We start from the raw sequence: 13,894 nt of genomic DNA on the forward strand, positions 1-13,894 counted from the left end.
ACCTACACGATCACCGGATACGCCGGCTCCGCATCCAGCGTCGCCGCGCACACTTGCGCCAGCTCCAGCAATTGCAGGTCCGAGCCGCGCGCGCCCACCAGCTGCAGGCCGATCGGCAGGCCGTCGGGCAAGGTGCCCATCGGGAGGCTCACCGCCGGGCAGCCGGCGAGGCTGGCGAAGCCGGTGAGGTCGGCCTGGTTGTCCGGCACCGGGCCGCCGAGCGGGAAGGCACCCTGCGGCGTGGTGGGCATCACCAGCACGTCTACCTGCGAGAACAGGCGGCGCATCTTGAGCGTGGCGACGTCGAGCACGCGGTCGGCCGCCACGTAGTCGGCCGCGCTCTTGCGCGCGGCGTAGTCGAGCAGGGTGCGGAAACGCGGCGAGACGGGGCGCTCGGTGTCGGCCAGGTCGGCGGCGAAGGCGCCGAGCATCTCGGCCTCCATCAGCAGCAGGCCGGCGCGGCGGGTGCGGGCGAAGTCCCAGTCGGAGAAATCCACCGTGCGGCGCTCGCCCAGTTCGCGCGGCAGTTTCGCCAGCGCCGCCTCGAACACCTCGATCACCGCCGGGGCCACGCCCACCGCGGCGAGGTCCGGCAGCAGGCCGCAGCGCAGCCGGCCCGGCTCCCAGTCCGGCGGTGCCAGCGCCACGCGGCGGCGGCGCGAGCGCGGGTCGTCGGCGTCGTAGCCGGCCAGCACCTGCAACAGCACGGTGAGATCGTCCACGCTGCGGGTGAGGATGCCCACGGTGTCCAGCCGCCGCGCCGCCGGCACCAGGCCGCGCGCGGAGATCTCCCCGTGGGTGGGCTTGAGCGCGTACACGCCGCAGTAGCTGGCGGGAATGCGGATCGAGCCCAGGCTGTCCGACCCCACCGCCGCCACCGCCAGCCCCGCCGCCACCGCCGCGGCCGCACCGCCGGAGGAACCGCCGGCCGTGTAGCCGTGGCGGTGCGGGTTGTGGGTGGCACCGAAGTGCGGGTTGTCGGTGGCGGCGCCGAGCGCGCCCTCGTCCATGTTGGTCTTGCCGATCAGCACCGCGCCGGCCGCGCGCAGGCGCGCCACCGCGTGCGAATCCTCCGCCACCGGCGCCTCGCGCCCGGGCAGGCCGGCGCGGGTGGGCCAGCCGGCCATGTCGAGGTTGTCCTTGAGCGCGATCGGCAGGCCGTCGAGGCGGCCGATCACGCCGTCGCGGCGGCGATGCTCGGCGGTGCCGGCCTGCTCCTGCAGCATGCCCAGGCGCAGGTCCACGTAGGCATGGAGCTTGGGGTCGATGCGCTCGATCGCCTGCTGGTAGGCCTCGGCCAGCACGCGCGGCCGCGTACGGCCCGCGGCCAGCCAGTGCAGCAGCTGGCACAGCGTGGCCCGGCGCAGGTCGAGGTCGGCGATCGGCGGCATGGCACTCATGGATTCTCCCGCGTGGATGGTAGGGTCGACGGCCCGGCAAGGCGCCGGGCGGACCACGCCCACCCCGAGGGAGGATGGCGTCGGCAACCCAAGCTTGGGATCGACGTATTGCTTCATCATGGCCTCCCGCTCCCGCATCCACGGCCGCTTCCGCGCCGGGGAGCCGGCCGCGATGCCACGCCGATCCGGCTGCGATTATCGCCCCAGCCGGCAAAGCGGGCGCAAGCGGCGGCGCCCCATGCCGTTTGCCGCGTGCCCTGCGATTACGGACAATACTGGATTACCCCAGCCAGCTTGCAGCCGCCGACGGAGCCCGCCATGAGCGAACGCGAAACGATGGAATACGACGTGGTCGTGGTCGGCGCCGGCCCGGCCGGGCTGTCGTTCGCCATCCGCCTCAAGCAGCTCAAGCCCGAGGTCACCGTCTGCGTGATCGAGAAGGCCTCCACCGTCGGCGCGCACATCCTCTCCGGCGCGGTGATCGAGCCGCAGCCGCTGGACGCCCTGCTCCCCGGCTGGCGCGACAACCCGCCGCCGGTGTGCGTGCCGGCGACCGAGGACGAGTTCTGGCTGCTCAGCAAGACCGGCGGACGCAAGCTGCCGGTGCCGCCCACGATGAAGAACCACGGCAACTTCATCGTCTCCCTCGGCGCGCTGTGCGCGTGGCTGGCGCCGCAGGCCGAAGCCCTGGGCGTGGACGTGTTCCCCGGCTTCGCCGCCGCCGACACCCTCTACGACGAGCACGGCGCCGTGGCCGGCGTGCGCATCGGCGACATGGGCGTGGCGAAGGATGGCGCCCACAAACCCGGCTACACCCAGGGCATCGACATCAAGGCCCGCGTGACCGTGCTCGCCGAGGGCGCGCGCGGCAGCCTCACCAAGCAGCTGATCCAGCGCTTCGCGCTCGACAAGGACAGCGACCCGCAGGGCTACTCCATCGGCATCAAGGAGCTGTGGCAGGTGCCGGCCGGGCGCGTGAGCCCCGGCAAGATCGTGCACAGCTTCGGCTGGCCGGCCGACAGCCACACCTACGGCGGCAGCTTCCTCTACCACCTGGACCAGGACCGCATCGCGCTCGGCTACGTCAGCGGCCTGGACTACAGCGACCCCGACTACCAGCCGTGGGAAGCCTTCCAGCAGTGGAAGAACCACCCGACGGTGAAGCCGCTGCTCGAAGGCGGCAGCATTCTCTCCGCCGGCGCGCGCGCCATCGTCACCGGCGGCTACCAGTCGCTGCCGAAGGTGGAGATGCCCGGCGCGCTGCTGATCGGCGACACCGCAGGCCTGCTCAACGTGCCCAAGGTCAAGGGCACGCATCAGGCCATCCGCTCCGGCATGCTGGCCGCCGAACACCTCGCCGCCACGGGCCTCGACGCCGCCGGCTTCGACGCCAGGCTGCGCGGCTCCGAGGCGATGGCGGAACTGAAGCAGGTGCGCAACATCAAGCCCGCCTTCAAGAAGGGCCTGTGGTTCGGCATGTTGAACGCCGCCTGGGAAACCGCCGTGGGCGGCGCCTCGCCGTGGACGCTGAAGAACAAGCCCGACTGGTCCGCCCTGCACAAGCTCGGCGCACAGGAAGCACCCAGGCGCGACTACGTGCAGCGCGAACTGCCCCCGCGCGACCGCCTCGCCGGCGTCTACTTCGCCGCCACCGAGCACGACGAAGACCAGCCCGTGCACCTCAAGGTGGCCGACACCTCGATCTGCGTGACCCGCTGCGCCGAGGAATACGGCAACCCCTGCCAGCGCTTCTGCCCTGCCAACGTCTACGAGATCGTGGAGGACGAGGCGGGCAAGCGCCTGCAGATCAATGCCGCCAACTGCGTGCACTGCAAGACCTGCGACATCAAGGACCCCTACGAGATCATCACCTGGGTGACGCCGGAGGGTGGGTCGGGGCCGAATTACCAGAACCTGTGAGCGGGCTTCTCGTCCATTGAGCATGTCCTGGCGGCTGAAGCGGCTTCGGTACCTGCTGCAGCGCCTGCGCGGCAGCCTCGCGCTGCGCGGCTGGCGCGGCACCCTGGCGCGCGTGCGCCAGGAGTTCGAGCATCGCCCTGCTACCGACGAATCGCTGGCGCTGGAACCGCTGGACGTTCCATTCGCGCCCTTCGCGCTGCCCACGTCGGAAACTCCGGCGGTCTCGGTGATCGTCCCGGTCCACGGCAAGCTCGCCTACACCCTGGCCTGCCTGCGCTCGATCGCCCGCCACGGCGCCGCGGCGAGCTTCGAGGTGATCGTGGTGGACGACGCCTCGCCCGACGCCAGCGCCGCGACCCTGGCCCGCCTCGACGGCCTGCGCCTGCTCTCCAACCAGCGCAACCTCGGCTTCATCGGTAGCTGCAACGCCGGCGCCGAAGCGGCCCGCGGCGATTACCTCTTGTTCCTCAACAACGACACCCAGGTCGCACCGGGCTGGCTGGATGGCCTGCTGGCCTGCTTCGCCGAGCGCAAGGACTGCGGCATCGCCGGCAGCCGCCTGGTGTACCCGGACGGCCGCCTGCAGGAGGCCGGCGGGCTGGTGTTCACCGACGGCAGCAGCTGGAACACCGGGCGCTTCGAAGAGCGCGATACGCCCGCCTACCGCTACCGGCGCGAAACCGACTACGTCAGCGGCGCCGCGCTGATGATCCCGCGCGAGCTGTTCCGCCGCGTGGGCGGTTTCGACACCCGCTACGCGCCTGCATATTACGAAGACGCCGACCTCGCCTTCGCCGTACGGCAGGCGGGCCTGCGCGTGTACTACGAGCCGTCGAGCACGGTGATCCACTGCGAGGGCATCAGCGCCGGCACCGACCTCGACGCCGGCATGAAGCGCTACCAGTCCATCAACCAGTCGAAGTTCGCCGAGAAATGGGCCGCCGCGCTGCGCGGGCAACCACCCGCCGGCACCCCGCTCGACCGCGCGCTGCGCTGGCGCCGCCGCGGCCGCATCCTCGTCGTGGACGCCATGACCCCGGACCCCACGCGCGACTCGGGCTCGCTGCGCCTCTGCGCCATCCTCGGCCTGCTCGATGCGCAGGGCTGGAGCGTGACGTTCGTGCCGGATGATGGCCGGGCGAGCGAAGCGGAAATCCGCGCCCTCGGTGCCCTGGGCACCGCGGTGCTGGGCCGCCCCTGGCTTGCCGCACTGCCGAAATGGCTCGCCGAACACGGCCCCGAACTGCACGCCGTGATGCTCTGCCGCCACACCGTGGCCGGCCAATATGCCAGCCTGGTGCGTCGCCACGCCCCCCAGGCCAGGCTCATCTTCGATACGGTCGACCTGCACTTCCTGCGCGAACAGCGCGCCGCCGAACTCACCGGCAACGCCACCATGGCGCGCCAGGCCCAGGCCGCCCAGCGCAGCGAACTGGCCATCGTCGAGCAGTGCGACGTCACGCTGGTGGTGAGCCCGCACGAGCGCGACCTGCTCCGGCAACTCGCGCCGCGTGCCCGCGTCGAGGTGCTCTCCAACATCCACCCCGTGCACGGCCGCCGCCAGCCCCATGCCGGCCGCCGCGACCTGGTCTTCATCGGCGGCTACGGCCACCCGCCCAATGCCGACGCGATCCGCTGGATCGCCGGCGAGATCCTGCCCGCGCTGCGCACGGCCCTTCCCGACATCCGCGTGCATGTTCTCGGCGACCTGCCCGACAGCGCCCGCGCCGAACTGCAAACCCCGGGCCTGGAGCTGCACGGCCGCGTGCCCGACCTATCCCCGTGGCTGGATGGCTGCCTGGCCTCGATCGCCCCGCTGCGCTTCGGCGCCGGCGTCAAGGGCAAGGTCAACATGGCGATGAGCTATGGCTTGCCGGTGATTGCCACGGGCCTCGCGGTCGAGGGCATGTTTCTCGAGGATGGGCGCGATGTGCTGTTGGCCGATAGTCCGGCAGAATTCGTCAAGGCGACACTCCGACTTCAACAGAGTGCACCGACCTGGCTGACACTGTCGGAGGCCTCCCTCGCCAACGTCGAGCGGCACTTCTCGCCTACGGCGGCTCAAGAGACGCTGCGCAGCGTGCTGGCCGAAACCGAATGATGAAGCGCATGACGACACGAGCGGCATCGCCTGCTTGCCCAAGCCGGGATGGCACCGGCCGGCCAACGGCTTACCGGCCACGCGCTTGGAATCCAGGGCGACGATGATGAAACGCCCGTTGTCCAAGGCCTACATCTATATCCGCGATGCCATCCGTCGCCATGGCGGCGGATGGCAAGGCCTTTGCCGGGTCGCGCTGCGCAGCCTGCGCGTGCTGCGTGCGCTGGGTTGGAACGGCTTCTTGCGACGGCTGCAGGCATCGCGGCAGGCCGCACAGAAGCTCGAAGCCGTCGAGACCCGGGTCTTTCCGCCAGCCGTCCCCATCGAGCAAGTGCAACTGCGCATCGGCGTGATGGCCCACGTCTACTATCCGGACCTGCTCGAGGAATTTGCCCGCGATTTCGCCCGCCTGCCGCTGCCCTACACCCTGATGGTCTCCGTCGTGGACGAAGCGGCGCAGTTGGCCGCAACGGAGCGGCTGCGCGACCTGCCCAACCTCGAGGCCTTGCACGTTCGTATCGTCCCCAATCGCGGACGCGACATTGCGCCCATGCTGCTGTCCTTCCGCGAGGAAATCCTCGCGCTGGACCTTTTCTGCCATGTGCACACCAAGAAGTCGCTCTACACCGGCCAGGAGCAGACGCCCTGGCGGCGATATCTCTTGGATGGCCTGCTCGGCTCGCGCGAGCGCATCGGCTGGATTCTCGGCATGTTCGGGGCAGAGCCGAGCCTGGGCATGGTCTACCCGGAAAGCTATCGCTCAGTGCCCTTGTGGGCGCACACCTGGCTCGGCAATGCCGAGTGGGCTCGCCAGCTGGGCCCGCTGCTCGGCATCGCCGTCGACACCGGCGCTTACCTCGATTATCCGGCCGGCTCGATGTTCTGGGCCCGCACCGAGGCGCTCAGGCCACTGTTCGAGCTCGACCTCGACTTGCAGGCATTCCCGCCCGAGCGGGGACAAGCCGACGGCACCCTGCAGCACGCCCTGGAGCGGCTGCTTGGCCTCGTGGTGAGAAAGCAGGACATGCTGCTGGGCATCCTTCCTGCCGACGGCCGGCTTGAACTGTCGGTCGAGGGCGAGCGCAACCGCAACACCTATTTCAACATGCCGGTTTCGGCGCGGCTCGACTACGCCGCGATCGAGGCGGAGCTGATCTCCTTCGACCTCTTCGATACCTTGCTCCTGCGCCCCTTTCTCGAACCCGCAGGATCCCGGACCTATTTGTCCTATCTGGTCGAGAAGCGGTTCGGATTGAGCCAATTCGCCGCGCTACGGGCAGACGTCGAGGCGAGCGAGCGCGCCCGCCTGGGGCGCGACGTCAGTTGCGCGGAAATCTACCGGGCCATGGGCAGGAAGCCGGGCCTGTCGCCGTCGCTCGCCGAGCAATTGCGCTCGTTCGAACTGTCGTTCGAACGCCAACAGCTGCGGCCCCGCCCTGCCATGGTGGAGGCCCTGCGTCGACTGATCCAAGCGGGCCATAAACGGATCATCGGCGTATCCGACATGTACATGGACACCGCCGAACTCCGCCAGACCATGCCGGATACCGTCAGCGGACTGGTCGAACAGCTCTACATCTCATGCGAAACCGGATGGCGCAAGGATACGGGCGAAGCCTGGCAACGCTTGCCCGAGCTCGAGCAGGTTGCTCCCCGGCACTGGCTGCATGTCGGCGACAACGAACACGCCGACGTGCAGCTCCCACAAGCATTGGGATTCATCCACCCCGTGCACGTATTGCGCCCCAGCGCCCTGTTGTCTGTCGTACCGGCTTTACGGAGCCTGCGCCCCAGGCAGGCACAGCGCGAACGCTGGCAAGATCAGCTATGGCTGGGACTGATCGCCAACCGTTTCGCCGAACTCGGCGACCGGCACCCCGAGGCGCTCGCTCATTCATTGCAGCTCGATAGCCCGGAAACCTTCGGTTACGTGGTCCTGGGGCCATTGCTGACGGACTACCTCAGCTGGCTGGCACGCCTTGCCCTGAGCCAAGGCAGCCGGGCTTTGTTGTTCCTTAGCCGGGAAGGCTATGTGCTTCATCGCGCCTATGCGATTCTGCAAAGCTTCGTACCTGAGCTAAAGCCGGTCAAAGGCATCTACCTGCTGGCTTCCCGCCGCGGCGTCGGCACTCCCAGCATCCGTCGACCGGACGATCTGCTGAAGATTTTCAACAGTCCCTATACGGGGCCTCTCGATGTCCTCCTTGAAGCCAGACTGGGCTCTCGTGCCGCCACCGCGGCCATGCAGATGCTGGAGCCCGTGGCCGCCAGTGAGGAGGTGTACCTGCCAGAAATGGCACAGCGTCTGGTCGAATGGCTGCATCCTGCCATGCCTGCCATTCTGGAAATCGCCGAAGAGGAGCGGTCCGCCTATCTGGCCTACTGGAAAGAACAGCAGATCGATGCCGCCGAGGCGCCCATCGTTGCCGACATCGGTTATGCCGGGACAATTCAGGCGCGCTTGACGCAAATCACCGGGCAGAAGCTGGGCGGCGCCTATTTCGCGATCAAGCGGAAGGAAGCACGGGGCGACAGCACCGGCTGGACCAGCGCCCGCTTTCACGATGCCGACACACAGGCATCGTCGCCCGTGATGGAGCATCACCTGCTTCTGGAATCGATCCTCACCTCGCCAGACGGCCAGTTTTCGCACTTCGAGCACAGCGAAAGCAAGGGGTTGCAAGCGATATTCCGGGAGGCTGCCGCTAGCCAAACGAACTGGCCGCTACTGGAGCGCATCCATGCCGGCGCCGAGCGTTTTGTCCGCGATATCTGCACCGTCGCAGGCGACGATGCGCTCGAACTCGAGCTTGACCCCATACTGGTGCAAGAGCCGCTGCGCTGCGTAGGCTCCGGCCGCTGGCGATTGGCCACATGGGGCGCGACACTGCAGGTTGAGGATCACTACACCGGCCGTGGTGAAGTCCCAACCCTATCCCATCCCGTTCGATGAGCCATTCCCTCGGCGTCCAGGCGGTGTGCGATGGCTCATTGGCCGCGGCGTATACCGCCAGCCGGAATTCAAGCAATCGTTTGAAAAACGCTACACTAGCGCATTGCATGCCGCCCAAAGGCGGCAATCAACCGTAAGGACCCGCAGATGAAGATTCTTGTCGGCTACAAGCGCGTGGTGGACTACAACGTCCGCATCCAGGTCAAGCCCGACGGCACCGGCGTGGTGACCGACGGCGTCAAGCTCTCCGCCAACCCGTTCGACGACATCGCGCTGGAGGAAGCCCTGCGCCTGCGCGAGAAGGGCGTGGCGACCGAGGTCGTGGTGGTCGCCATCGGCCCGGCCGATCTCACGGCGCACCTGCGCAACGGCCTGGCGATGGGCGCCAACCGCGCCATCCACGTGGTCACCGATGCCGCCGTGCAGCCGCTCACCGCCGCGCGCGTGTTCCAGAGGCTGGTGGAGAAGGAGCAGCCGGGCCTGGTCATCACCGGCAAGCAGGCCATCGACGACGATGCCAACCAGACCGGCCAGATGCTCGCCACGCTATGGGACCGCCCGCAGGCCACCTTCGCCAGCAAGGTCGACATTTCGGTTGAGAGCGGCGCCGACGGCAAGGCCACAGTGACCCGCGAGGTGGATGCCGGCCTCGAGGTGATCGAGGTGGAACTGCCCGCCGTGATCACCACCGACCTGCGCCTCAACGAGCCGCGCTTCATCAAGCTGCCGGACATCATGAAGGCCAAGGCCAAGCCGATCGACACCATCGAGTTCGCCTCGCTCGGCATCGAAGCCAACGACCACCTCAAGACCACGCACTACGCCGCGCCGCCCAAGCGCAGCCGCGGCGTGATGGTGAAGGATGCGACCGAGCTGGTCGCGGCGTTGAAGCAGAAGGGCCTTTTGTGATCATCCCTGATCAGGAAACCGGCCATCCATGGCCGGACTCTTCAATAAAAGCCGCTGCATCCCCAGTTTTTTGAGGAAATCCCCATGAGCAAGATTCTGGTCATCGCCGAACACCTGGGCGGCAAGCTGAACCCCTCCACCGCACGCGCCGTGAGCGCCGCCGCCGCCGTCAAGCCCGAAGCCATCGACGTGCTGGTGCTGGCCGATGCGGTCGACGCCATCGCCGCCGAGGCCGCCAAGATCGAGGGCGTGAGCCGCGTGCTCACCATCGTCCGCGCCGAGAACGCGCACCCGCTGGCCGCCGTGCTGGCGCCGCAGATCGCCAAGGCCGCCGCCGGCTACAGCCACGTCTTCGTGCCCTCCACCACCTTCGGCAAGGACGTCGCCCCGCGCGTGGCCGCCCTGCTCGGCGTGGCCCAGGTCAGCGACGTGATGAGCGTGGAAAGCGCCCACACCTTCAAGCGCCCGATCTACGCCGGCAATGCCATCGTCACCGTGGAGGCCAACTCGGCCCACACAGTGGTCGCCACTATCCGCACCGCCTCTTGGCCGGCTGCCGCCAGCGGCGCCAACAGTGCACCGGTCGAGGCACTGAACGTGGATGTCGCCCTGCCCTCGCACACCCGCTTCATTGAGCTGCAGCAAGGCAAGAGCGACCGCCCGGACCTGCAGAGCGCCAGCAAGGTCGTCTCCGGCGGCCGTGGCGTGGGCTCGAAGGAGAACTTCGAGATCATCTACAAGTTCGCGGACAAGATCGGCGCGGCAGTGGGCGCCTCGCGCGCGGCGGTGGACGCCGGCTACGTACCGAACGAGTTGCAGGTGGGGCAGACTGGCAAGATCATTGCGCCGGAGTTGTATGTTGCGGTCGGCATTTCGGGAGCGATCCAGCATCTGACCGGTATCAAGGACGCCGGGACGATCGTGGCGATCAACAAGGACGGCGAAGCGCCGATTTTCGAGATCGCGGATATCGGCTTGGTCGGTGATTTGTTCAAGATTCTGCCGGAACTGGACTCGGCCATCGGCTGATGCGCGCGTCTGGGGGCTGTTTCACGGCTCCCAGCTCGGCAGCCGCGATTACCGCGCTAAAGCGGGGGGGGCAAGTTGCAAGGGGTTCTAATGGCGGTAAACGCAATAGACAATGCGGCAAAAGCAGGTGTGCCACTGTGCGTCGATCTCGATGGCACGCTCATCCGTTCCGACCTGCTCGTCGAGTCGGCGCTGGCCCTGCTTGCCCGGCAACCGCTGACGATCTTTGCGATGTTCGCCTGGTTGCTGCGCGGCAAGGCGTATCTCAAGAAGCAGATCGCGCTCCGTGTCGAGCTCGATCCGTCCGCCCTGCCCTACAACCACGAACTGGTCGGCTGGCTGCGCAAACAACGCGAGCAGCGCCGCGTGGTGCTGTGCACCGCCTCGGACGTGAAGCTCGCGAGGCCAGTCGCGGAACACGCAGGCGTGTTCGACGACGTGGTCGCCAGCAACGGCGACATCAACCTGTCGGGGTCGAACAAGGCACGGGCGCTCATCGAACGCTTCGGCGAAAAGGCTTTCGATTACATCGGCAACGCCCCGATCGACCTTGCCGTCTGGAAACATGCACGCAGTGCGCTGGTCGTCGAGCACGGCACCGCCCTTTCGACCGCCGCGGCAAAAGTCGCACCCGTCGAGAAACGCTTCGTCGTACGCCGCGGCGGTATCCGCGCATGGGCGAAAGCATTGCGCGTCCACCAGTGGATCAAGAACATCCTCGTTTTCCTGCCCCTGCTTGCATCCCATCGCGTACTGGAGATCAGCGCCGTAGCGCCCGCACTGCTTGCCTTCCTCTGCTTCGGGCTCTGTGCATCGAGCGTCTACCTCACGAACGATTTGCTCGACCTCCCGTCGGATCGACAGCACCACCGCAAGCGACACCGTCCATTCGCTGCAGGTACGTTGCCACTCATCGCCGGGCCGATACTTGCCGTCGCTTTACTGATAGCCGGCTTCGGCTTGGCATGCCTGGTGTCACACCAGTTTGTGATCGTGCTGCTCGGCTATTACCTGCTGACCAGCGCGTACTCCTTCCGCCTGAAACGGATCATGATGCTCGACGTGGTCGTGCTCGCCGCGCTCTACACGACGCGTATTCTCGCTGGCACCGCCGCCATCCACACCAAACCGTCGTTCTGGCTGCTCGCCTTCTCAATGTTCTTCTTCTTGAGCCTCGCGATGGTCAAGCGCTATACCGAACTGCTGACGCTGCAGTCGAGCGGCAAGGTCAAGGCCAGCGGACGCGGCTACGATGTGGATGACATCCCGCTGATCCAGTCACTGGGAAGTTCGAGCGGCTATCTTGCGGTACTGGTGCTCGCGCTTTACGTCGACAGCACGGCCAGCATGTCGCTGTACCGTCATCCGCACTACCTGTGGATGCTCTGTCCGCTGCTGCTGTACTGGATCAGCCGGACCTGGGCCATCGCGCACCGCGGCGTCATGCATGACGACCCGGTCGTATTCGCCGTCATGGACCGCACGAGCCGCATCGTGGGCGTCCTCGCAGCCATCATCGTGGCCTTCTCGATCTAATGCACGCGACTGGACGCTCATGGGGCCGCTATCCCGTGACGACCGAAAAGGTCATCACGCTGAGCGATCGCCATGCCCCTCTGCCAACCAGCGATGTACCGATGCTCCCGCTGGGCAACGCCCGCAGCTATGGCGACAGCTGTCTCAACGACGGCGGCATCCTGCTGGCGACACGCGGCCTCGATCATTACATGGCGTTCGATCCCGCGACGGGCGTGCTCACCTGCGAGTCGGGGGTTTTGTTCTCGGACATCCTCGACCTGGTCGTGCCGCAGGGCTGGTTCCTGCCGGTGACGCCCGGCACCCGATTCGTGACGGTGGGCGGCGCGATCGCGAACGACGTACACGGCAAGAACCATCACCGCGCCGGGTCGTTTGGGCACCACGTGCTGGCCTTGGAGCTCTTGCGCACCGACGGTACGCGTATGCGTTGCTCGCCGGATGAGAACACCGAGTGGTTCGACGCCACCATCGGCGGCCTCGGCCTCACCGGCGTCATCACATGGGCGACGATCCAGTTGCGTCGTGTCGCGGGCCCGTGGATGTCCACCGAGAGCCACCGCTTCACGAACCTGGACGAATTCTTCGCGCTGTCGCGCGAATCCGACCGCGATTACGAGTACACGGTGTCGTGGATAGACTGCGCGGCGAAAGGCAATGCTCTCGGCCGCGGCCTGTTCAGCCGTGGCAACCATGCGCCCGCCAGCCCGGATCGTCGGCCCGCCGCGCCGGCCCGTCGCCTTGCCATGCCGCTGACCCCGCCCTTCTCCCTAGTGAACCCGCTCAGCCTGCGAGCGTTCAACCAGCTTTACTATCATCGCCAACGAAAGCCGGTGGTACATGCCACCACCCACTACGCGCCGTTTTTCTATCCGCTGGATGGCATCACCCAGTGGAACCGCATGTACGGCCCGCGGGGGTTCCTGCAGTACCAGTGCGTCGTGCCACCGGAGGCCTCGGAGGCCACCATGGCCGAGCTGGTGCGCACTATCGCCGCGGGCGGCGGCGGATCGTTCCTCGCTGTACTGAAGCAGTTCGGTGACCGACCGTCGCGCGGCTTGCTGTCGTTCCCGCGGCCGGGTGCCACGCTGGCATTGGATTTCCCCAACGGTGGGGCGCCCACCTTCGCGCTGCTCGATCGCCTCGATGCCATCGTGGACGGTGTCGGCGGGGCGGTCTACCCGGCGAAGGATGCCCGCATGTCGGGCGAACGCTTTCGCCGGTACTTCCCACGCTGGGAAGCCTTTACCCGGTTCATCGATCCGGGCATGTCATCGAGTTTCTGGCGCAGGGTCATGGAGTAAACATGCAACGAGTTCTGATCATTGGTGCCACGTCGGCCATAGCGGAAGCGACCGCCCGCATCTACGCGGAGCGTGGCTCGCGCCTGCACTTGGTAGCGCGCACCCCGGCCCGCCTCGATACCATCGTGGAAGACCTGCGCATCCGTGGCGCCGCGGACGTCGGCCGCGATGCGCTCGACATCAATGACCTGACCCGCCACGAGGCAGTGCTCGACGCGGCATGGACCGCGCTGGGCAACGTGGATGTGGTGCTTGTCGCCCACGGCACCCTTCCGGACCAGAAGGCCTGCGAGGCTTCCGTCGAAACGGCCATGGCGGAATTCGCCACCAACGCCACATCCACCATCGCCCTGCTCACCCTACTTGCCAACCGCATGGAGCGCGCTGGCCGTGGCACCATCGCGGTGATCTCCTCGGTGGCAGGTGACCGCGGCCGCGCCAGCAACTATCTCTACGGGTCGGCCAAGGCCGCCGTCAGCACCTTCCTAGGCGGCCTGCGCCAGCGGCTGTCGAAGCGCGGCGTCGACATCGTGACGATCAAGCCGGGCTTCGTGGATACGCCGATGACGCGCGACTTCAAGAAGGGCGCGCTGTGGGCAAAGCCCGACGCGGTCGCCGCCGGCATCGTGAAGGCTGTGGACAAGGGCACGCCCGTGGTCTACCTGCCGTGGTTCTGGTTCGCCATCATGACGGTCATCCGCGCCATCCCCGAATTCATCTTCAAGCGAGTCAGCCTCTAAGC

Annotated in this window: 9 protein-coding genes; 8 read left to right on the forward strand and 1 reads right to left on the reverse strand. The window is 67.3% G+C overall.

All coding sequences use genetic code 11. The features are described from left to right. Window positions 1-2 precede the first annotated feature (2 nt). Window positions 3-1,400, reverse strand: coding sequence for an amidase (locus tag ACH65_RS07305; RefSeq protein ID WP_049621928.1), 1,398 nt, complete (start codon window positions 1,398-1,400; stop codon window positions 3-5). A 318-nt stretch (window positions 1,401-1,718) separates the two neighbouring features. Between ACH65_RS07305 and ACH65_RS07310 the strand changes: the two genes are divergently transcribed. The 8 genes from ACH65_RS07310 to ACH65_RS07345 all read left to right on the forward strand — a co-directional run bounded on the left by ACH65_RS07310 (window position 1,719) and on the right by ACH65_RS07345 (window position 13,892). Further along, on the forward strand, window positions 1,719-3,320 hold the full coding sequence (locus ACH65_RS07310) for an electron transfer flavoprotein-ubiquinone oxidoreductase (protein ID WP_049621929.1): 1,602 nt from the start codon (window positions 1,719-1,721) through the stop codon (window positions 3,318-3,320). Between the two features lie 22 nt (window positions 3,321-3,342). Further along, window positions 3,343-5,421 carry a glycosyltransferase gene (locus ACH65_RS07315; RefSeq protein WP_064504831.1) on the forward strand — a complete coding sequence of 693 codons (2,079 nt, stop codon included), beginning with the start codon at window positions 3,343-3,345 and terminating at the stop codon, window positions 5,419-5,421. A gap of 118 nt (window positions 5,422-5,539) precedes the next feature. After that, the gene (locus ACH65_RS07320) at window positions 5,540-8,374 is read left to right on the forward strand and encodes a rhamnan synthesis F family protein (protein WP_237561468.1); all 2,835 of its coding nucleotides are present in this window, start codon (window positions 5,540-5,542) and stop codon (window positions 8,372-8,374) included. A 147-nt stretch (window positions 8,375-8,521) separates the two neighbouring features. Continuing rightward, a complete protein-coding gene (locus ACH65_RS07325; RefSeq protein WP_049621930.1) occupies window positions 8,522-9,283 on the forward strand; it encodes an electron transfer flavoprotein subunit beta/FixA family protein in 762 nt (253 codons plus the stop codon). Between the two features lie 84 nt (window positions 9,284-9,367). Continuing rightward, window positions 9,368-10,312 carry an electron transfer flavoprotein subunit alpha/FixB family protein gene (locus ACH65_RS07330; protein ID WP_049621931.1) on the forward strand — a complete coding sequence of 315 codons (945 nt, stop codon included), beginning with the start codon at window positions 9,368-9,370 and terminating at the stop codon, window positions 10,310-10,312. A 90-nt stretch (window positions 10,313-10,402) separates the two neighbouring features. Then, window positions 10,403-11,848, forward strand: coding sequence for a UbiA family prenyltransferase (locus tag ACH65_RS07335; RefSeq protein WP_049621932.1), 1,446 nt, complete (start codon window positions 10,403-10,405; stop codon window positions 11,846-11,848). After that, the gene (locus ACH65_RS07340) at window positions 11,848-13,152 is read left to right on the forward strand and encodes an FAD-binding oxidoreductase (protein ID WP_049621933.1); all 1,305 of its coding nucleotides are present in this window, start codon (window positions 11,848-11,850) and stop codon (window positions 13,150-13,152) included. Before ACH65_RS07335 ends, ACH65_RS07340 begins: the two co-directional genes overlap by 1 nt. Before the next feature lie 2 nt (window positions 13,153-13,154). Next, a complete protein-coding gene (locus ACH65_RS07345) occupies window positions 13,155-13,892 on the forward strand; it encodes an SDR family oxidoreductase (protein ID WP_049621934.1) in 738 nt (245 codons plus the stop codon). Window positions 13,893-13,894: the final 2 nt, after the last annotated feature.

The organism is Frateuria defendens, from assembly GCF_001182895.1.
In the GTDB taxonomy this organism is placed as follows: Bacteria; Pseudomonadota; Gammaproteobacteria; order Xanthomonadales; family Rhodanobacteraceae; genus Frateuria_B; species Frateuria_B defendens.

Excerpts from the sequence above, each read along its gene's own strand:
- ACH65_RS07305 (WP_049621928.1), bottom strand. The coding sequence starts at position 1,400 with ATGAGTGCCATGCCGCCGATCGCCGACCTCGACCTGCGCCGGGCCACG.
- ACH65_RS07310 (WP_049621929.1), top strand. The coding sequence starts at position 1,719 with ATGAGCGAACGCGAAACGATGGAATACGACGTGGTCGTGGTCGGCGCC.
- ACH65_RS07315 (WP_064504831.1), top strand. The coding sequence starts at position 3,343 with ATGTCCTGGCGGCTGAAGCGGCTTCGGTACCTGCTGCAGCGCCTGCGC.
- ACH65_RS07325 (WP_049621930.1), top strand. The coding sequence starts at position 8,522 with ATGAAGATTCTTGTCGGCTACAAGCGCGTGGTGGACTACAACGTCCGC.
- ACH65_RS07330 (WP_049621931.1), top strand. The coding sequence starts at position 9,368 with ATGAGCAAGATTCTGGTCATCGCCGAACACCTGGGCGGCAAGCTGAAC.
- ACH65_RS07335 (WP_049621932.1), top strand. The coding sequence starts at position 10,403 with ATGGCGGTAAACGCAATAGACAATGCGGCAAAAGCAGGTGTGCCACTG.
- ACH65_RS07340 (WP_049621933.1), top strand. The coding sequence starts at position 11,848 with ATGCACGCGACTGGACGCTCATGGGGCCGCTATCCCGTGACGACCGAA.
- ACH65_RS07345 (WP_049621934.1), top strand. The coding sequence starts at position 13,155 with ATGCAACGAGTTCTGATCATTGGTGCCACGTCGGCCATAGCGGAAGCG.